This window comes from Acrocarpospora macrocephala (assembly GCF_009687865.1).
Taxonomy (GTDB): domain Bacteria; phylum Actinomycetota; class Actinomycetes; order Streptosporangiales; family Streptosporangiaceae; genus Acrocarpospora; species Acrocarpospora macrocephala.
On record NZ_BLAE01000075.1, the window covers coordinates 1 to 20,509 of the forward strand.

Below are 20,509 nucleotides of genomic sequence, written 5' to 3' on the forward strand. Positions count from 1 at the left end.
GTCACCTCGGGAGCCCCCGACTCCCAGCCCGCCTGAGCTGCTCCGCGGTCCCTCCGCTCCGAAGCCAACTTCTCGCTACTCGACATACCAGGAGCGCCCAAATCCCACCCCGGCTGAGCCGCCCCGCGCTCTCTGTATTCCGAAGCCGAGTCCCCACGCCTCGTCACCTCGGGAGCCCCCGATTGCCTCCCCGCCTGAGTCGGCCCGCGCTCCCTCCGCGCCGAAGCCGACCCCTCGCTACTCGACGTCTCGGGGGTGCCCAAATCCCACCCCGCCCGAGCTGCCCCGCCCTTCGGCGCCTCGGGAGTCCTCAGGTCTCGGTCCGTTCCGCGCTCTTTGGGTTCTGGAGCCGAGTTTCCGCCGCTCCATACCGGATGCGAACCAATGGCTGGCTCACCCTGAACAGATTCATCGTTTGACGAATCCCCAGGGAACTCGCCGCCCTGCCGGCCCCGGACCAGGCCTTCGGTCAGCGGGGCTCCCGACAGACCCGGAATCCGGCGGTCTGTCGGGAAGTTCCGGCCTTTTTGGTCCACTGTTGAGTCCGGATCCGGCCAGTCCACCTCGGAACCGGGGATCCGCTGATCGCGCAGCGAGCCGTTCCCCTGGCGTCCGCCATTCGCCCCAACGCCTGGCCAAGGGCGTGTGTAACCCTCTTGCCTGTCGGCGAACCCGGTGGCTTCGCGATCTTTCTGCGAGCCCGGCCCGTAACGATCATTTGGCCGATCCGTGCGACCTGAGTCCTGCGGCGGAATCTTGATGGAGTTCCAGGGCCTGGGTTCACTGAACGGGTCTAGGGGTGGTCGTGGTGGGTGGTCGTCGTGGGGGGTTTCGCCCTTTCGGTCGGCGTACCAGGCTCGGACCCAGTCGGTCTTGGGGGTTGGGGCGGGGCGAGTGGCTTCGGGTGTGGCCGGACGAGGCATGAAGGAGCCCGCGACAGGGAGGTCGCCTGGTTCGCCGAGGTTCCCACGTTGGGGTGGGATTGAGGGTGAGGCCTGGGATTGAGGTGAAGTTTGGGATTGGAGTGGAATTTGGGTTGGCGGTGGGATTTGGGTTGGTTGCCAGGGTGAGTCCGGGTCTGACTGAGGGTGAGGGGTGGGGTTGTTGGGCATGCGTCAGACCTCCCCGGGGGTGTGGATGGTGGTTGGCCCTTTCAGGGTGGTGACCGGCCGTGGGGTAGGCCAGCGAGGCGACCGGATCGGCATGGGGATCATGCGTCCCCCTCGTCGGGGACCGCTGTCGCGGTGGCGATCATGTCGGCGCCGCCGAAGCCGATGACGGCCAGGAAGAAAGCGTCCCAGTGCACGCTGACGCCCACGGTCACCTCGGTCTGGCCGCCGCCGACCGTACATTCGGTCAACTGCACGCCATCCAAGGCATGCGCGGAGATGATCTCCTCCGCTCGTCCGCAGACTTCGGTATCAGCGAGCAGGCGTACCTGACCAGTGTCACGAAGCGTCTCAACATCGATCTGGTCAGCGGCCCCGCGCGCACCCTGCTCAGCGATGTCAGCCGCCTTGAGCCGCGAATTGATAGCAGCCCCACCGTCGACAAGCAGCCCCGCAAGCAGAAATACCGCCACCGAGAACAGCACCACAAAAACGGACATCGACCCACTATCGGGGCGATGTGTGCCCCTAGGGCGTGAGACCCAAAGGCGCGGGCATCTCCGAACACCTATTGGAATGCCGCTACCACTCCTAGCGCCGGTGCGGCGAGAACCACCGCCAGCGTTAACGGCGCCGGATAGCGGCGAGCAACCCGGCGACCTGCTCATGGTGTTAGGTGCTCTGAAGCGTGGGTCTCCAAGGTGTGGGCTCCTCATTCGACCCTCCGGAACTGTTCCAGGGGGACCACTGAGTTGCCGGTCATTTGCTTGGTCGTACCGAATCCGAGGAAGTCCAGGTCGAGTTCGCAGGTGACGGTCACGGAGACCACGCCGCCTTCGACGAAGTCGGTTCCGGTCATGCTGACCTGTGAGGGGCATTCGTCTCCCAGCACCGACTGAGCTGTCTGCTCGGCCGCTCCCGTGGCCTCTTCCTCGGTGCGCTGGACCGAAGCCGCCCTGGCCGCGTCCCTGGCTGCCCCGTTGACCTCACCCTGAGCCTCGACGACCCTGCCCGCCCCCACCAGGAACATGAGGAACAGCAGGAAAACCGGTGCCAGCATCACGGTTTCCGCGGTCATCGACCCGCGGTCGCGGCGGCTGGGAGAGGTCACTGGCATGTTTCGCTCCCGTCGTCGGGACGGAAACATTCGATCGGGCCACCGGACCGGGCAGTGATGGTGAAGGCCAGCTCGGGGAGCAGCGGCACGACCTGAACGGCGGTGCCCCTCACCTCCACACCGCGCTGGTCACCTTCCTCAAAAGCCGTCGCCGTCGCCGACTGCAACAGTTCCGGCCCGATCGCCTGGATGATCTGCGTCGCCTTGGCCTCGGCCTCCGACGGCCAGGCATCGGAATCGCCGGCCAATCTGGCCACTCGGGCACCCTCACGAGCTGCCGCGTCCGCAACCTGCCGCCCGTGAAACCACAACGCCATCTGCACCACAAGCAGAACCACCACAAGAATGACCGGCATCAAAATGGCCAACTCGATCACCGTGGCTCCACGATCCCGACGACCCCCACAGGCCGTAGCACCGCGACCTGGATGACAGCGCTCGTAGGCCGTGGCTCCGCCATCCCGGCGACGGCATCCACAGGCCGTGACTCCGCCATTCCCCTGGCAGCGCTCGCAGGCCGTAGCACCGCCATCCTGACGAAGGCGCTCGTCAGCCGTGGCCCCGCGATCCCGACGACGGCACCCACAGGCCGTAGCGCCGCGATCCCGATGGGGTTCGCAGGCCGTGGTCGTACAAGCCCGCGGGGTGTGCCGGGGTCTGGGGGTGCTCAAGGTCCACGAGATCCCTGAGGTTCTGAGGGTTCCCGGGGTTCTTGAGGGCGTTGGGGTTCGTTGGGTCATTGACCGACACCGCTCCCGTCGCCGCCACCGCCACCGCCGCCACCGAAGTTGCTGGTGATTTCGGCGGATTTGCCTTCGACCAAGCCTCTGATGAGGGTGGCCAGGCCGAGGGCGACACCGGCGATGATCGCGGTGATGATGACCCATTCGACGGCGGAGGCACCTCGGGTGGGGGCGTTGCGGGCGTGCTGGATTCGTACGTTCAGCAGGGCTATCAGGTACTCGATCATCTATGACCCCAACATCTTCATGGCTGCCGGAAAACTGAGAAAGATCACGAAGCCTGCGCACAGCAGGAGCTGGGCCACGAGCATCGATTGGGAGCGCTCGCCAGCCTTGCCCTCGATTTCGGCCAGTTCACGCCGTCGGAGCGTGGCGGATCGGGCGGTCAGCGAGGTCCGGACCTTGGCGCCGTCGTCGGCCACCAGACCGAGCGCGGCCGACAGATCACGCAATTCGTCCACGTTGATCTCGTCCCCGAGCTGGCCAAGCGCCTGCCAGGGCGTGATGCCGACAATCCGGGCGTTCGACAGCGCTTCCCTGATGCGCTCCATCGCCCAGTTCGACCCGGCCGCGTCGGCCATCGACCCATTCGATCCTGCAGGCCCAGCAGACCCAGAAGACCCGGACCCGCCCGAAGCAGGGCTGCCGACGGAAACGGCCATCAGCAGGGCCTCGGGCACCCCCCGCCCGCCGGCCAGGTTCATCGCCACCAGGTCCAGGAACGCGCCGACCGCGTGCCGGAAGTCGCGCCGCCGTACAGCCGCGTCCCGCCGGATCTGAGCGTCCGGCAGCAGGAAGAACACTGCGGAAACCAGCAGCGCCGACCAGAACGGCACATGCAGCGAAACGCCCCACCCCATCAGCGCCAGCCATCCGACCAGCAGCGGAAACGCGAACAACCCGGACACCGCGAGCAGCACCTTGGTGGCCAGGAAGCCCTCGAACGACTTCCCCAGCAGGGTGAGGTCGGCCCGTACCGAACGGGCTTCCCAGCCGCGGGCCAGGTAGAAGCGCGCCAGCCGGAGCCCCAGCGCCCGCCGGAACGCGCTGACCTGCTCGTCGGGCGCGACCAGCGGCGTGCGCACCACGTCCTCGCCCGCCCTGGCCTGATCGAGCGCGGCCAGCCGCGTCACCAGCCCGGGCCGGGGCGGGAACAGGGCCCGGAACAGCAGAAAGATCCCCAGCCCGAGCACGGCCCCGGCGAGTACGGTCTCCGTCACACGATCACCTCGGCTTCCTCCTGGCGGGCGGGCGCCTCGGCACGGCGGTAGGGCGCGAGGATCCGGGCGGGCTGGTCGAATCTGGCCAGCCGCCGCATCCAGGCGAAACCCGCCCCGAACAGACCAGCCACCACGACCAGGACAGCCTGGCCCAGGAGCGAGTTGTACTCCTGGACGTACGAACGATTGAAGATCACGAGGAAGGCGGCGAAGGCGAGGGCGGTGCCCACCACGATCTGCACGCTGCGGCGGGTGGCCCGGCGTTCCGCCTCGACGCGGCGGCGCATGTCCAGCTCTTCGCGGGCCGACAGGGCCAGAGCGGAGAGCACGTCGCGCAGGCCGGGACCGCGGAGTTTGGAGTTGAGGATCAGGGCGGCTACCACCAGGTCGGCGGAGGGGTCGTCGAGCTCGTCGGCGAACATGCGCAGGGCGTCGGAGAGCGCCATCCGGGTGTGCATGCGGTCGACCAGGGAGCGCAGATGCGGGCGCAGGCTGGGCGCGGCGGCCCGGATCGAGACAGGAATCGCCTGTTCCAGACCGGCGGCCCCGGCGATGGTGTCGCGCAGGGATTCGGTCCAGGCGGCCAGGCCCTCCAGGCGGCGCATCGAGGCGCGTTCCTCGGCCGCGCCGCCGGTGAGGCCGCGCCAGGCGATCACCAGCAGGGCCGAGCCGACGGCGACGACGGGCCAGCCGGTCAGGACCAGGACGACGGCGGCGGTGATGGCGGCGACCGCGGTTCTGGTGGAGAGCGTGCGCACCAGTTCCATCCGGCGGGCCGCGCCGTCGGGGCCGGCGGGGCGGGGGCGCATGCCGTACAGGGCGAGGCCGAGGAGGTAGAGGCCGCCGCCGATGGCGGCGCCGGCGAGCAGCACGAGCGGGTCCAGGAGGCCGGGTGGAATCATGACCAGGCTCCTTCGTAGCCGTGCGCGGCCAGTTCCTCGATGCAGGCGATGGGGGCGTGCGGCACCACGGATCCGTTCTCGGTGGCGATGAAGACCTCCGAGGAGAGCACCCGGCCGTCGCAGCCGGCCACCTCGCGGACCGAGGAGACGAACCGGCGCAACCGGCCGCCCCGGTGGTAGTCATTGCGTTTCTCGATGAAGACCACGAAGTCGATGGCGCCCGCGATGAGCATGTGGCTGGCCTCGATGGGGAGGCGCTCCTCGGCCTGCAGGGCGTAGGTGGCGATGCGGTTGAAGACCTCGATCGAGGAGTTGGCGTGGATCGTGGACAGCGAGCCGTCGTTGCCCTGCGTCATCGCGTTGAGCATGGTGACGATCTCGTCGCCCAGCACCTCGCCGACGATCACCCGGGACGGGTTCATCCGGAGCGAGCGGCGGACCAGCTCGGCCATGCTGATCTCGCCCTGACCTTCGGAGTTGGGCAGGCGCTGCTCGAACGCGACCACGTTGGGGTGCAGCTCGGGGAACTGGTCGAGGCCGAGTTCCAGGGCACGTTCCACGGTGATCAGGCGTTCCACCGGGGGGATCTCGTTGGCGACCGCGCGCAGCAGGGTGGTCTTCCCGGCGTTGGTGGAACCGGCGATCATGATGTTCTTCCTGGCCTGCACGGCCGCGGAGAGGAATCGCCCCAGTTCCGGGGAGAGCGTTCCATTGCCGACCAGATCGCTGAGGAAGACCTTGCCCAGCCGGGCCCGGCGGATCGAGATCGCGGGCCGGACCGTGACGTCCATCACGGCCGACAGGCGGGAGCCGTCCGGGAGGCGCAGGTCCAGCTGCGGGTTGGCGGTGTCGAACGGGCGGGAGGACAGGCCGGAGTAGGCGGCGAGGATCTGGATGAGCTCGATCAGCTCCTCGTCGGATTCGGCCACCGGCTCGTGGGTGAGCTCCTGGCCGTCCGCGTAGCCGACGAAGACCCGGTCGCAGCCGTTGATGTCGATGTTCTCGACTTCGGGGTCGTCCAGCAGCGGCTGCAGGCGGCCGACGCCGAACAGGGCCGCGTGGATCCCGGCGGCGAGCGCCTCCTCCTCTTCCGCGCTCGGCGGCGTACGGCCCACGCCGATCTCGCTGCGGGCGAACTCCTCCAGCACCTGCGCGATCAGCGCCCGGGCGAACTGCCGTTCGTCCTCGCCGCTCATCGGCCGCAGGCCGCTGGCCTGATCCAGCCGCCGCTGCTGGGCGAGCCGGTCGCCGACCTCCTGCCGGAACCGTTTCACCAGAGTGTGGTCGATGGTCATGGGCTCTCCTCGCGGGGCCCCGGTACGATCGGCCGCCCGTTGACCCGGCGCGGTTCCGGCGCGCCGACCCGGCCGGCCAGCCGCCCGGCCAGCTCGCGCGCGGTCCTGATCAGCATGCTGCGGTCCAGCCGCCCGCCCCACTGGCCGCGCAGCAGCTCGGCTCCCTTCGGGTCGTACGCGAGACCGCCGACGAACGCGACATCCCAGCCCGAGACGATCCGGCGCACCTCGTCCAGCTCGGACCGGTACGCCCGGGGGTCGGCGATCACGACCACGCCCACCTGCTGTTTGAGCAGCGTGAGCCGTTCGCGCAGGTGGGCCACGTGATCGAGGCTGGCCCGGGTGAACAGCACGACCTGGTCGGCTTCGGCGAGCAGGTCGTTGACGGCCGGGTGCGCGCCCAGCCGACCGCAGTCGGCGAGCACGTCGGTGTGGGGCAGCGCGGCCAGGGACCGCCCGAGCGGGCTCCACAGCCAGGTCAGCCCCGCGGCCTGCTCGGCGTTGGTGAGCCCGGCCAGCACGTCGAGGCCGCCGACCAGCTTCTGGGTGTGCTCGTAGACCTGCTCGGCGTGCAGGCCGCGCCGGGCCACCGCGCCCAGGCTGAGCAGGCCGCGGCCCGGGTTGAGCACGCCGCCGTCGGCGGCCGGGAGCCGGTAGGCCAGATCGCCGCCGGAGGGGTCGCATTCGGCGAGCAGCACCGGGCGCGGCCACACCGCCCCCAGCGCGGTCGCGGCCGTGGTCACTCCCGGTGCCCCCTTGTCGGCGGCCAGGACGATCAGTGCCATTCGCTACCGTGCCCCGGGGAGGACGGCCAGGGCGATCTCGCCGCTGGAGGCGTACTGGGCGACGGTGGGTGAGACCGCCTCGTCCACGATCACGGTCACCAGGCCGGTCGCCGTACGGCCCGGGGCGCCGACGCTGTGCACGAGGGCGTTCTGGGCGAGAACGCGCTGCTGGGTGGCGGCGGTGCCGCGCCCCGCGGCCGGGACGTAGATCACTTGGACGATGTCGCCCTTGGTGAGGCCGATCGGCGCCTGCCCCGATTTGAGGGCCAGGCCGACCTGGGCCTTTCCTGGGCCGAGTTGCTCGCTGGCGGTGCTGGTCATGTTCTCGGTGAGCAGGGTGCCCGGGAGCAGGGTCACCGACGCGTAGGTGGTGAGCACCTTGTCGCGGAAGCGCCAGGCGACGTAGTCGATGCCGGTTTCGGCGATCTGCACCTCCTGGAGGGCGGATGCCGGGATCTTCTCGCCCGCGCCGACCTGCTCGATGATCCGGACGGCCGAGACGCGGTCGCCGCTGCGCAGCACCAGCAGCGTGGTCGCCAGCGCGCCGCCCAGGATGAGGAGCACGGCCAGTGCCGCGAGGGCGGGTTTGCGCTCGCGCGGCGGCACCGGCAGCTTCCGCGCGGCAGGCCCGGACAGACCGGGCCGTTCCACCGGGCCGGTACGGCTTTCGCGGGCGGGCTTCTCGCTGATCCTCATGGGTGGGGGGCTCCCAGAGTCCAAGTCCACGCACACACGGCACAAGGCCACATGATCACGAGGAGGGTTGATCAAAACATTTTCGGATTCGCGCGGAATTTCACGCCATTATGGACATCCCCGATGGTCATGGTTCCGGTAAACGGGGGACCCATGCTTATCGGTTATAGGTCATCGCGTCAACGAGAAAAGTATTACCGCAGGTCAATGGAGAGGGTCGTCACACTGGTAACAGAGGTAACATGACTACCGGATCTTCCTGAGATACTGTCTTAACACCACATAACCACAAAAAGTCAAGATGCTGCGAAATGTCAATGCAAATCAGCTTGACTGATGTCTTGACAGAACTTGTTGACGGGGCTTCATTGTGGAGATCGTCGGATGATGATTGGTTGGCGGGGCTCTCTCGTTCGTCCCGGGGAATGGCGGTTGGTGTGGGAGCGAGTCGCACGGGTTCTCCCGCCCACCGATCCTTCGAGACGTTCGGCCATCCACCCGAAAGGCCCGCCCGGAGTCACATGCAAGGGTCACCACAGCTCTCCCACCCTCCGCCCGTTGGAACGCTCACACTCAGCGGCATGTCACGCTCCCAAGTTGGATCACTTCCTGTGCCTTCACTTGTGGCTACGGGCGTATCGCTCCCCGCGTTCACCGCAATCGCAGGCAAGTTCGATGAACTTCCTCACGGCGAGTGGGCACGATGTCACGCGGACCGGATGCGATGGCACGGCGGGTTCATCGGGGTCGAGCGGGTCGGGGGACCGAGCGGATGCGGCAATCCGGGCTTCCCGGAGACGTCCCGACCGTTCAGACCGAACGCGATGGAGGGATCCATCCGAGTCGAGCGGACCGGGCCAAGCGGTCCCAAATACGGCAATCCGGGCTTACCGGGATCCCAGACCGAGCCCAGTGCCAGCGACCCCACGGGCAGATGGACGGACCGATCACGCCATCCACTCCCACCCAACGGCGGCCGAGGACCCCTGGACCCGCGAGTGGTCCAACCCACGCCAGCACAACCCACGCGATCGCAGCCGAGTGCCAGCGACCCAAAAGGCAGGTGGGTGGGAGAACCACGGTGCCGTGGCTGCCATTTCGTCCGCGCAACCACGGCGATGGCGGGGGCGGGCGGAGCCCGAGGAGGAACAGAGGGCTGGGTGGGTGGGAGAACCTCGTGCCCATCCGGGAGGCCATCCCGCCCAAAGTTATCCACAGGGGTGTTCAGTGAACGTGAAGGTGATTCGTGTTTATCGGAACGATTACGGGCACTTCATGCGCTGGTCGGACGCGGATTGGTCCGGGTTTGTCCACAGGGTCGGGAGTTATCCACAGCGATATCCACCGGTTCGAGCGGTCATCCACAGGGTGGCGCGGTGAGGTGTCCACAGGGGTGTTCAATGGCTCGCGTGTTACCGGATCCGCATAACCCGAGTGGCCTTCGGGCTGCTTCTGTACCTTGACCCCGCCCCCCACCATTGGAGCCGCAGATGCGGATAGCGATCACTGTGGTCGGCAACCCCGGGACCGCCGCCAACCGGGATGTCATCGTCGAAGGGGACGAGAGCACGACCGTCGCCGCGCTGGCCAGGGCGTTGGAAAACCCGAATGCCCGGCCGTCGAACGTGGTGCGCCTGCCGCGCGCGCGAGCGCCGTACGGGATGGATCGCGAAGCTCAGGAACCGGCCCACACGGAGGTGTGGCTGGACGGGCAGCGGCTTGACCCGGCGGCGCGGGTCTTCGGGCTGCTGCGGGAGGGCGACCGGATCGCGCTGGACCGGCGGGCGGCGATGGCGACGGTCATCGAGGAGCCCGCCGGGATGGTGGAGTTGCGTGTCGTCGGGGGCCCCGGGGCGGGGGCGGTGCACCGGCTTGGCCTGGGCACCCATGTGATCGGATCAGATCCGGCGTGCGCGGTGACCGTACCGGATCCGGGCCTGGGAGCCGAGGCAGCGATCATCCGCCTGGTTCCCTCGGGGATCACCGTCGAGGCCGGATCATCGTTCAGAACCCCGCCAGACCCCGCGAAACCCACAACGAGATCTTCATCCAGATCTCCGATAAGCCCTCCGTCAACGTCCTCACCACATTCTTCACCCAAGCGCCCCAACAGCTTCGCAGGCGGATCTTCGACCAAAGATCCAACCGGACTTCGGGGAAGCACGACCGGCTTCTCAGCCGATGATCCGGCCTACCCTTCGGGGAGCGCGGGCGGATCTTCCGCCAACCCCCGAGGGCACTCTTCAGGGGAGGCCAGCGGATCTTCAGCCAATGCTCTGGCCCTCTCTTCGGGAGGCGTAGGCCAGGCTCCGACGCTGGACGGGGAGCCGGTCGGCGAGCCTGTCGCCTGGGGTGAGGGGGTGATGCTGGCGTGCGGCAATTCGGCGTTCTCTGTCGGCGCGATCGAGCCGCCGGACGCCCATCTGGACGCGTTGCCCGATGGCGGGCTCGCCTACAACCGGCCGCCACGGTTGCGGCTGCCGGAGCGGGTGGTGTCGTTCGCGGTGCCGCAGGAGCCGAAACGTGCCGAGGGCATGCGGCTGCAGCTGCTGGCGGCCTTCCTGCCGGCGGTGTTCGGCCTGGTCATGGCGCTTGTCACGGGCTCCTGGTACTTCCTGTTGATCGCGTTCATGACCCCCATGATCATGATCGGCCAGTGGATCAGCGACCGCAGGCATGGGCGCAAGCAGCACCGCCAGGCGCTCAAGGAGTTCCGCCAGGAGACCGAGGATTTCACCCGACGCGTCGACGCCGCGCGCACCGAGGACGAGAAGGCGCGGCGGGCTGCCGCCCCAGACCCCGCCGAGCTGCTGCTGACCGCGACCGGCCCCCGGCGGCGACTCTGGGAGCGCAGAACCCACGATCAGGACGCGCTGCGCCTGCGGGTCGGCCTCGCGGACCTGCCCGCCGAGATCGAGTTCGAACCGGCCCAGCAGGACCCGCCGACCGCACGCAACGTCCCGGTCGCGCTGGCGATGCGCCGCCTGGGGGTGGCCGGACTCACCGGACCCAGGCGGGTCGCGCTCGGCACGGCCCGCTGGCTGGTCGGCCAGGCCGCGGCCCTGCACAGCCCCCGCGACCTGGCCATCGTCGTCATCTCCGCCCACCCCGACGGCGCCGACCAGTGGGGCTGGGTCCGCTGGCTCCCGCACTGCGTCACCCACGTCACCGACAGCGTCGCCCTCATCGGCGCCGACCCTGACGCCGCCGCCCGCCGGGTCGCCGAACTGGCCGCGCTGATCACCGAACGCCTGGACGAGGAGAACGCCCCGCTCCTGCGCCCCGGCCGCCTCACCGGCGGCCCCGCGGGCTGGAACGAACTCGGCCGGGGAACCCCGCGACCGGCGGAACCCACGTTCGGCACCTACGACGAGCGCCCCTACGACGTCCTCGTCGTGCTGGACGGCGCCCAGGTGCTGCGCGGTCTCCCGGGCATGCCCCAGGTGCTCAGACAAGGCCCACCCGCCGGGGTCTACACGATCGCCATCGACGATGACCAGGCGCTACTCCCCGAGGAGTGCGCGACCGTGGTCTCCTGTGCCCAGGGCGGCACCCTGCGGCTCCGCGGCGGCGGCCTGGACGCCCTCGGCCGGATCCGCGCCGACCAGGTCTCCGCCCGCTGGGCGGACCGGATGGCCCGTGCCCTGGCCCCCCTGCGCGACGTGAGCCGCGACGACGACGCCACCGCGCTCCCCTCGGCCGCCCGCCTGCTCGACCTGATCGACCTCACCAAACCCCCCGGCCGGGACACCCGCGCCATCATCGGCATCGGCCCCGAAGGTCCGTACGCGGTGGATCTGCGCCGGGACGGCCCGCACGCCCTGATCGCCGGAACCACCGGCGCGGGCAAATCCGAACTCCTGCAGACGCTGATCAGCTCCCTGGCCGTGGCCAACCGCCCCGACGAGATGACATTCGTCCTGATCGACTACAAAGGCGGCGCCGCCTTCAAAGAGTGTGTACGGCTCCCGCACACCGTCGGCATGGTCAGCGACCTGGACGGCCACCTCACCCAGCGCGCCCTCACCTCCCTGGCCGCCGAGATCCGCCGCCGCGAACGCCTGCTCCTGGACGCGGGCGCGAAGGACATCGACGACTACCTGGAGGCCAGGGACGCCGCCGAACGCGGCACGACCTGGGTGCTCGGCGCCTCCGGCGTGACCCAGACCAAGGTCACCGGCCTGTTCGACCGGCCGAGCGCGGGCGCGGTCTGGACGACCGCGAAGGACCAGCTGCCCCCGCTCCCCCGGCTGGTGCTGATCATCGACGAGTTCGCGGCTCTAGTGGCCGAGCTCCCCGACTTCGTGGACGGCCTGGTGGACATCGCCAGACGCGGCCGATCGCTCGGCATCCACCTGATTCTCGCCACCCAGCGCCCCGGCGGCGTCGTCACCGCCGACATCCAAGCCAACACCTCCTTGCGCATCGCCCTACGCGTCACCGACACCCACGAATCCGCCGACGTGATCGACGGCCCCGAGGCCGCGCACATCCCGAAGACCCTGCCGGGCCGCTGCTACGTCCGCTCCGGCTCGGGCCCGGCGATCGCCGTACAGGCGGCGCGGATAGGTGGCCGAGCCCCCGGCGGCGCGAATCCGAGCGGCGAGGTGCGGATCAGCGACCTCCCATGGGCGGCCCTCGGCCACCCGCTGACCAGCCGGAATATCGAAACTTCCGGCACAACCGACCTGGCGAGGCTCGTCGACCAGGTCCGCACGGTCACCCGCTCGATCCCCGAACAGCCGAGCCCCTGGCTCCCTCCACTCCCCGACCAGGTCCTACTCCCTACCGGAAACCCCACCGGGAGCCCCAGCGGAAACCCCATCGGACTCCCCACGGGAAACCCCTCCGGAAGCCCCATCGGACTCCCCGCCGGAAGCCCTTCCGGAAGCCCCATCGAGCTCTCCATCGGAAGCTCCACCGGAAGCCCCATCGGCCTCTCCACCGGACTCCCCACCGGAAGCCCTTCCGGAAGCCCCATCGGGTCCTCCACAGGAAGCTCCACAGGAAGCCCTTCCAGGCGGGCAGGCGAGATCCCGTTCGGTGTCTCGGACCTGCCGTGGGCCCAGCGCACCCGCCCGCTGACCCTCGGCACCGGCCATCTCCTCATCGCCGGCACCGCCAGAAGCGGGCGCTCCACCGCCCTGCGCACGATCGCGGGCTCGATCGCCGCCCACACCTCCGCCGACGACATGCACCTGCATGTGATCGACTGCGGCTCCGGCGCACTGCTGCCCCTGGTCGCCCTCCCGCACTGCGGCGCCGTCGTCACCCGCGACCAACTGGACCGGGTAGAACGCCTGCTCACCCGCCTCCGCGCCGAAGTCGGCCGCCGCCAGCACGTGCTGGCCGACGCCGGTTACGCCTCCCTGGCCGAAGCCCGCGCGGGCGGCCTCCGCGAACCCTGGCTGATCCTGATGCTCGACCGCTGGGAAGGCTACGTCGCCGCCTTCGAGAACTACGACTACGGCCGCATGATCGACGCCATGCTCCAGCTGCTCCGCGAAGGCCCGGCCGTGGGGCTGCGCGCCGTGGTCACCTCCGACCGCTCCGGACTGCTCGGCCAGATCTCCACCGTCTTCGAGGACCGCCTAGTGCTCCGCCTGGCCGACCCCGCCGACTACGGCCTGGCCGGACTCCCGCCGAAGAACCTCCCCGCGAGCATGCCGAACGGCCGGGCGCTCGCCATGTCCGAACAGGGCATCGTCGAAAGCCAGATCGCACTCCTGGCCGAAGACCCCTCAGGCCCGGCCCAGGTCGCGGCCCTCCAAGCCCTGGCCCGCGCGGCCAGCAAACCCCAGCGCCAGCACCCTCTCCGGGTGGACGCCCTCCCCACCCGGATCACCGCAGCCCAGGTCATGGACCTGACCCCGGACTTCACCCCGCCATCCCCACTGTGGACGTTGATCGGCGCAGGCGGCGACGCGCTCACCCCCTCGGGTCTCGACCTGCTGGCCCACGGCCCGGCCGCGGTCGTCGCCGGACCCGCCCGCTCAGGCCGCTCCTCCACGCTCCTGACCGCAGCCCAGTCCTTCCTCGACCGTGGCGTCCCCGTCCTGATCATCGCCCCCCGCCGAAGCCCACTCCGAGAACTCCGCGGCGTCCTGGCCGTTCTGGACGGAAACGCCCGCAGCCTCCGCGAGGACGCAACCGGCGAGGGAAGCTTCGGCGGCATCCCTGGCGCAATCGACCCCCTCGAACTCCTCGCCAAGCACACCAAGCAGAACAAAGCCAACGAGAACAACGAAAACGGCGAAGAGCAGGGCAAACACCAGGACATCGAACAAGACCCCACCCAGCGCAAGCACCCGCAACAAGACCCGACCCAGGTCAAGCATCAAGGCTTTGAACAGGACGCGACCCAAGCCAAGCGCCAAGACATCGAACTAGGCGCGACCCAACCCAAGGATCAGGGCGTCGCGCAGGGCGCGACTCAAGCCAGACATCAGGACATCGAAGCGGGCGCGGCCCAGGGCAAAGAACACGACGAACCGGGCACCGCCCAGGGCAGGTATCAGGACATCGAACAGGACGCGAGCCGAGCCAGACGCCAGGACATCGAAGGGGGCGTGACCCAAGGCAAAGAACACCAGGAACCAGGCATGGCCCAGGACATCGAATCGGACGCAAGCCGAGCCAGGCATCAGGACATCGAGCAGGGTGCCCAGGGCAGCCGTCAGGGCGTCGAGCCGGGCGCGGGCCAAGGCAAAGAACACCGCGAACAAGGCGCGGCGCACGGCAAAGGATCGGACCACGCGCAAAGGGCGACCCAGGCCGAAGGATCAGACCACGCGCAAGGTGCGGGGCAGGGCAGGGAGCAGGGAAGATACGTCGTGATCGTGGATGACGCTGAGTTGATTTCGCCGGATTCGGCGTTGGGCTCCGCGCTGGACGAGATCCTCCGGACCGCGCGAGACGGCGAGCATGGGCTGCTGATCGCGGGGACGACGGGGGATCTGGCCACGGCATTCCGCGGCTTCGTGGCGGAGGCCCGGAAGGCGCGGACCGGCGTGCTGTTATCGGTGCAGAGCCCGGCCGACGGCGACCTGTTCAACGTCCGGCTGCCCCGGGGTGCGACCGGGGGCCCGCCGGGGCGCGGCCTGCTGGTTGTGTCGGGGAGTGCCACTCCCATCCAGGCCGCCGTCCCGAACCCGAGCTAGCGCGTGGCCGACTCGATGTTTCCTCGGTAGGTGTTGATCACCCGGGACGCCTCGTTGAGCTCTTCGGACATGCGCTGGAAGGCGGCGCGGTAGCTCTGCCAGGAATCCCGGAAGCGCTGCGCGCCTGCGCCGGTCCAGACGGTGCCGACCTTGGCCGCTTCGCGGTCCAGGCTCGCCATGGTCGCCCGGACCTGGTCTGCCTGCTGGGTGAACTGCGCGGCCATGCTCTGCATTTCCGCGGGATCGCCGCCGAGCAAGCTGTGACTCATCTCGTTTCCCTTCGCCGACGTTGGGGCGCCCCCACCGTAGATCTCGCAGGCGGGAATTGCCCAGGTTATGCCCAGCGGTTATGAGAGCTGTCAGGAACTGTCGTCCAGCCGTATGAGATGGGTACGAACTGCTGCGCGGTTCGTCAGCGTTTATCAGTCCGTTTCGGTTTCCTGGATCTGGCGGGGTGACCGGCTCGGATCGTTCGGACCGGTTGTCGAGGAGGGGTCAGGTGATCCCAAGACAGGTGCACGCTTATTTCGCTGCTCAGATAACCCGTCAATCACCACCACTCTGATAAACTGTAGTCACTTGTTCACCATGGGTTTACATAGGTTTGCCATGGCTGGGGAGGGTTGATGCAGGTCGTCCACGCCTACCGATACGCCCTGGACCCCACCCCATGCCAGGAACGTATGCTCCGCTCCCACTGTGGCGCCGCCCGCCTTGCCTTCAACTGGGGCTTGGCGCGGATCAAGGCCAACCTGGCCCAGCGGGAGGCCGAACGTTCCTACGGCATCCCCGACGCCCAGCTGACCCCGTCCCTGTCCTGGTCGATGTATTCGCTGCGCAAAGCCTGGAACGGGACCAAACAGCAGGTCGCGCCGTGGTGGGCGGAGAACTCCAAAGAATCCTACGCCTGCGGCATAGATCGGCTCGCCACCGCGCTGACGAACTGGAACGAGTCCAGGAAAGGCATCCGTAAAGGCCCGAAGGTGGGCTTCCCTCGATTCCGATCTAAACGCAAGAAGGCCATATCGGTGCGGTTCACCACCGGGGCGATCCGCCTGCATGGCCGCACCCACGTGGTGCTGCCGGTCCTGGGCCGGATCAAAACCCACGAGTCCACCCGTAAGCTGGCCCGCCGGATCGAGGCGGGCACCGCACAGATCCGCTCGGCCACCGTCGGGCTGGAAGCCGGGCGCTGGCTGGTGTCCTTCTCCGTCCAGATTGAACGCGCCGAGGCGACCCCCACGCGACCGGAGGCCGTGGTCGGGGTGGACCTCGGGATCAGAACCCTGGCCGTCTACTCCGACGGCCGCCCACCCACCGCCAACCCGCGGCATCTGGCCGCGGCGTCCCGGAAACTGCGCCGTCTGTCCCGGGCGGTGTCCCGCAAGCAGGGCCCGGACCGGCGCAGCGGGCAGCAGTCGTCCGGCCGGTGGCGAAGGGCCAATGCCGCCCGTAACCGGGTCCACCACCGGGTGGCCGCCTTGCGCCGCGATGCCATCCACAAGCTCACCACCGGCCTGGCGGCTGAGTACGGCACGCTGGTGGTCGAAGATCTCAACATCGCCGGGATGGTGCGGAACCGGCGGCTGGCCCGGGCGATCTATGACGCCGGGTTTGGGGAGATCCGCCGCCAGTTGGCCTACAAGACCGAGTGGGGCAGCGGCCGGTTGGTAGTGGCCGGTCGCTGGTTCGCCTCCAGCAAAACGTGTTCCGGGTGCGGCGCGGTGAAAGCCAAACTCGCCCTCTCCGAACGCACCTTCGCCTGCGCGGATTGCGGCTCGGTCCTGGACCGGGACGTCAACGCTGCGCTTAACCTGGCTTCCCTGGTGAAGCAGACCGTCGCCGGGAGTGGCCCGGAGACGCTAAACGGACGTGGAGCCGACCGTAAGACCCCGCCTGCCGGGGCTGGTGGCTGTGAAACGTCTACCCCGCGCCGGGCGCCGCCCGGGTCGGACGGGGACCTCCGCCCAGTAATGGACGGATCACTGAGAAACACTGAAACTCAGTGAACGGAACAAAGTTAAAGAGCAAGGGGGCGCATCGGAAAAGCACTAAGCCCCTGCCTACACTCCCCATGTCAGGGTTGTAGTCAGGGGAGGAGCTCCGGTGGAAAAGTCCCCAATCGCACCGGCCCTCACGATCTACGTGCTCACGTTGTAGTCAGGGAGGAGCTCCAGTGGAAAAGGTCCTGATCGCCAATCGCGGTGAGATCGCCGTTCGGATCGCCCGCGCGTGCGCGGACGCGGGACTGGGCAGCGTCGCCGTCTACGCCGACCAGGACCTGGACGCGCTACACGTGAAGGTCGCCGGTGAGGCCCGCGCGCTGAACGGTCAGAGCCCGGCGGAGACGTACCTGGACATCGGCAAGCTGCTGGCGATCGCGCGGGAGACCGGCGCGGACGCGGTGCACCCCGGCTACGGCTTCCTGGCCGAGAACGCCGACTTCGCCCAGGCTGTCCTGGACGCGGGGCTGACCTGGATCGGCCCGCCCCCGGCGGCGATCACCGCGCTCGGCGACAAGGTCCAGGCCAGGCACATCGCCCAGCGGGTCGGCGCGCCGCTGGTGGCGGGCACCCCCGACCCCGTCTCCGGCGTGGAGGAAGTCGTCGCTTTCGCCGAGGAACACGGCCTGCCGATCGCGATCAAGGCGGCTTTCGGCGGCGGCGGCCGCGGCCTCAAGGTGGCCAGAGCCCTGACGGAGATCCCCAGCCTGTACGAATCGGCGGTCCGCGAGGCGGTGACCGCCTTCGGCCGGGGCGAATGTTTCGTGGAGCGCTACCTGGACCGCCCCCGGCACGTCGAGACCCAGTGCCTGGCCGACAGCCACGGCAACGTCGTCGTGGTCAGTACCCGGGACTGCTCGCTGCAGCGCCGCCACCAGAAGCTGGTCGAGGAGGCCCCGGCGCCGTTCCTGACCGATGACCAGCTCACCCTGCTGTACGACAGCTCCAAGGCCATCCTCCGCGAGGCCGGCTACGTGGGCGCGGGGACCTGCGAGTTCCTGGTCGGCCAGGACGGCACGATCTCGTTCCTCGAGGTGAACACCCGCCTCCAGGTGGAGCACCCGGTCACCGAGGAGGTGGCGGGCGTGGACCTGGTCCGCGAGATGTTCCGGATCGCCGACGGGGAGGCGCTCGGCTACGACGACCCCGTGCTGCGCGGCCACTCCATCGAATTCCGGATCAACGCGGAGGACGCGGGCCGCGGTTTCCTACCCGCGCCGGGCACGCTGGTCGCGATGCGCGCCCCGGCGGGGCCCGGAGTGCGGCTCGACTCCGGCTACGAGGCCGGGATGACCGTCCCCCAGTCGTTCGACTCCCTGGTGGCCAAGCTGATCGTGACCGGGGCGACCCGGCGGCAGGCGCTGGAGCGGGCCCGCCGGGCGCTGGCCGAGTTCGAGATCGACGGCATGCCGACCGTGTTGCCGTTCCATCGCGCGGTGGTCGACGACCCGGCGTTCACCGGCGAGCCGTTCGCGGTGCACACCCGGTGGATCGAGACCGAGTTCGTGAACCAGATCCCGCCGTACGCCGGGCCGGTCGAGGTGGCCGAGGCCGAGGGGCGGGAGCGGATCACCGTGGAGGTGGGCGGGAAACGGCTGGAAGTGGTGCTTCCGGCTGGGTTCGGGGGCGGTGGCCGTACTGAGACGAGGCAGGCGCAGCGGGCGCCCAGGCGGGCGGGTGGTGGGGCGAGGAAGGCGGCGGCGAGCGGGGACGCGCTGGTCAGCCCGATGCAGGGGACGATCGTGAAGGTGGTGTGCGCGGACGGGGACGCGGTTGCCGCCGGGGACATCGTCGTGGTGCTGGAGGCGATGAAGATGGAGCAGCCGCTGACCGCGCACAAATCCGGCACCATCACCGGGCTGGCCGCGGCGGTCGGGCAGACGGTGACCGCCGGGTCGGTCATCTGTGAGATCAAGGAAGCGTGACCGTGCGTGGGTTCCTCATTCGCCGGATACGGTGGGGTCGAGGGAACCATCGCGCATCGCCGTTCGTCCTGAAGGGCGAAGGAGGCCTGAAAGCCGTGACCAAGACCCATCCGCTGCGCCGCGTGGGGGCCGCCGCGGCGGCTCTGTTCGTCGGGCTGGCAGCGTTGTTCATGCTGAGCCCGGCGGCACGCGCCGCCGCCGCCCCACCCGACGTGGCAACCGCGCTGGCCAGCTGGCAGTCCGGAGACCCGCTCTTCGTTCTGTCAGGCTCGCCGCTCAACTCCGAGCAGCAGGCCGGTGTCCGTGAGGCGTTGAAGGGATCCAAGTCCAAGATCTACGGGGTGGCGCTGCCCGACGGCTCGGTCACCGAGGCCGAGGCGGGCCAGTTCATCACCCAGGCGATCGCCGCCCTGGACAAGGCGGGACGATCCGCTGCGACCGTGACCGTGCTGGACGGCATGAGCCTGTTCGCCGGATCCTCGGCGATTCCGGCCGGCGCGCCCGCCGATCTGGCCACTCTGGCCACCGCCCACAACAGCGACGTCGTCGACGGCATGAAGGACTTCGTGAACCGGGTCAACCTGGTCGTCGGCGGCGAGAGGCGCGAGGCGCTGAGCACGAAGTCGATGGCCAACCCGGGCGCTGGCTCAGCCGCGATCTGGTACGGCTTGCTGGGCGTCGCCGTGATCGGCGGCGGTGGCCTGTGGCTCATCTCCCGCCGGATGAAGCGGCAGCGTGAGGCCAAGGAGGCCGCCGAGCTGGCCGCCGTCAAGGTGACGGTGGAGGAGGACGTGACCAAGTTCGGCGAGGAGATCACCGCGCTGGACCTGGACGCCCGCATGCTGCCCGCCGCCGGCACCGACACCGACTGGCAGCACGCGCTCGACTCCTACGAGAAGGCCAAGACCGAACTGGCCGCGACCAAGCGCGCCGACGAGCTGCGCACCGTCACCGCCACGCTGGAGGACGGCCGCTACGCGCTGGCCGTGGTGAAGGCGAAGGTCAACAAGGAGCCGGTGCCGGAACGGCTGGCCCCCTGCTTCTTCAACCCGCAGCACGGGCCTTCGGTCCGCAACGTGCGCTGGGCTCCGCCCGGAGGCGCGCTGCGGGACGTGCCCGCCTGCGCGATGGACGCCCAGGCCATCGAGCGTGGCTTCGACCCGCAGATGCGCGAGGTCGTGCTGCCGAACGGGCAGCGGGCGCCGTACTGGAACGCCGGTCCGGCCTACCAGCCGTATGCGTCGGGTTACTACGGCGGGTTCGACGGCGGCGGCCTGCTGACCGGCATGCTGGTCGGCACCATGCTCGGCAGCGCCTTCGGCGGCGGCTGGGGCATGGGCGGGTACGGCGCGGGCTACGCCGACGGTGCGGCCGCTGACGGCGGCGGGGACTGGGGCGGCGGCGGCGACTTCGGAGGCGGCGGCGATTGGGGCGGCGGCGACTTCGGCGGTGGAGATTTCGGAGGCGGCGACTGGTAGGTCGCCGCAGGAGTGCAGCCGCCGCGCGATGGTCAAGGCGGCTGCAAGGGGTCTGTAAGTGGTCGTGGGAGAATCT

14 protein-coding genes are annotated in these 20,509 nt (G+C 69.3%); 4 read left to right on the forward strand and 10 right to left on the reverse strand.

The window, feature by feature from the left end:
* Positions 1-1,210 precede the first annotated feature (1,210 nt).
* From Amac_RS44560 to Amac_RS44600, 9 genes are all read right to left on the reverse strand, one after another.
* A complete protein-coding gene (locus Amac_RS44560; RefSeq protein ID WP_155360503.1) occupies positions 1,211-1,609 on the reverse strand; it encodes a pilus assembly protein TadG-related protein in 399 nt (132 codons plus the stop codon).
* Positions 1,610-1,821: 212 nt separating this feature from the next.
* On the reverse strand, positions 1,822-2,226 hold the full coding sequence (locus Amac_RS44565; protein WP_170322979.1) for a TadE family protein: 405 nt from the start codon (positions 2,224-2,226) through the stop codon (positions 1,822-1,824).
* Complete coding sequence (locus Amac_RS56870) at positions 2,217-2,603, reverse strand: TadE family protein (RefSeq protein WP_246264914.1); 387 nt, start codon at positions 2,601-2,603, stop codon at positions 2,217-2,219. The genes Amac_RS44565 and Amac_RS56870 overlap by 10 nt, the downstream gene beginning before the upstream one ends.
* A gap of 359 nt (positions 2,604-2,962) precedes the next feature.
* Positions 2,963-3,196, reverse strand: coding sequence for a hypothetical protein (locus Amac_RS44575; RefSeq protein WP_155360506.1), 234 nt, complete (start codon positions 3,194-3,196; stop codon positions 2,963-2,965).
* Complete coding sequence (locus Amac_RS44580) at positions 3,197-4,189, reverse strand: type II secretion system protein (protein WP_155360507.1); 993 nt, start codon at positions 4,187-4,189, stop codon at positions 3,197-3,199.
* The gene (locus Amac_RS44585; RefSeq protein WP_155360508.1) at positions 4,186-5,091 is read right to left on the reverse strand and encodes a type II secretion system F family protein; all 906 of its coding nucleotides are present in this window, start codon (positions 5,089-5,091) and stop codon (positions 4,186-4,188) included. The genes Amac_RS44580 and Amac_RS44585 overlap by 4 nt, the downstream gene beginning before the upstream one ends.
* On the reverse strand, positions 5,088-6,386 hold the full coding sequence (locus tag Amac_RS44590; RefSeq protein ID WP_155348357.1) for a TadA family conjugal transfer-associated ATPase: 1,299 nt from the start codon (positions 6,384-6,386) through the stop codon (positions 5,088-5,090). The genes Amac_RS44585 and Amac_RS44590 overlap by 4 nt, the downstream gene beginning before the upstream one ends.
* Complete coding sequence (locus tag Amac_RS44595; RefSeq protein WP_155360509.1) at positions 6,383-7,171, reverse strand: MinD/ParA family ATP-binding protein; 789 nt, start codon at positions 7,169-7,171, stop codon at positions 6,383-6,385. Before Amac_RS44595 ends, Amac_RS44590 begins: the two co-directional genes overlap by 4 nt.
* Positions 7,172-7,174: 3 nt before the next feature.
* Positions 7,175-7,867: a hypothetical protein gene (locus tag Amac_RS44600; protein WP_155348359.1), complete on the reverse strand. Its 693-nt coding sequence runs from the start codon at positions 7,865-7,867 to the stop codon at positions 7,175-7,177.
* Between the two features lie 1,490 nt (positions 7,868-9,357).
* On the opposite strand from Amac_RS44600, the gene Amac_RS44605 reads away from it, so the two are divergent.
* Positions 9,358-15,027 carry an FtsK/SpoIIIE domain-containing protein gene (locus tag Amac_RS44605; protein ID WP_246269096.1) on the forward strand — a complete coding sequence of 1,890 codons (5,670 nt, stop codon included), beginning with the start codon at positions 9,358-9,360 and terminating at the stop codon, positions 15,025-15,027.
* On the opposite strand, the gene Amac_RS44610 is transcribed toward Amac_RS44605, so the two are convergent.
* Positions 15,024-15,296 (reverse strand): WXG100 family type VII secretion target, encoded by a 273-nt coding sequence (locus tag Amac_RS44610; RefSeq protein WP_155360510.1) that lies wholly within the window; start codon positions 15,294-15,296, stop codon positions 15,024-15,026. The genes Amac_RS44605 and Amac_RS44610 overlap by 4 nt on opposite strands.
* A gap of 357 nt (positions 15,297-15,653) precedes the next feature.
* On the opposite strand from Amac_RS44610, the gene tnpB reads away from it, so the two are divergent.
* The 3 genes from tnpB to Amac_RS44625 all read left to right on the forward strand — a co-directional run bounded on the left by tnpB (position 15,654) and on the right by Amac_RS44625 (position 20,433).
* Positions 15,654-17,036: an IS607 family element RNA-guided endonuclease TnpB gene (gene tnpB, locus Amac_RS44615; RefSeq protein ID WP_155360511.1), complete on the forward strand. Its 1,383-nt coding sequence runs from the start codon at positions 15,654-15,656 to the stop codon at positions 17,034-17,036.
* A 167-nt stretch (positions 17,037-17,203) separates the two neighbouring features.
* Positions 17,204-18,955, forward strand: coding sequence for an acetyl/propionyl/methylcrotonyl-CoA carboxylase subunit alpha (locus Amac_RS44620; protein ID WP_155360512.1), 1,752 nt, complete (start codon positions 17,204-17,206; stop codon positions 18,953-18,955).
* Between the two features lie 95 nt (positions 18,956-19,050).
* A complete protein-coding gene (locus Amac_RS44625; protein WP_155360513.1) occupies positions 19,051-20,433 on the forward strand; it encodes a hypothetical protein in 1,383 nt (460 codons plus the stop codon).
* Positions 20,434-20,509 lie beyond the last annotated feature (76 nt).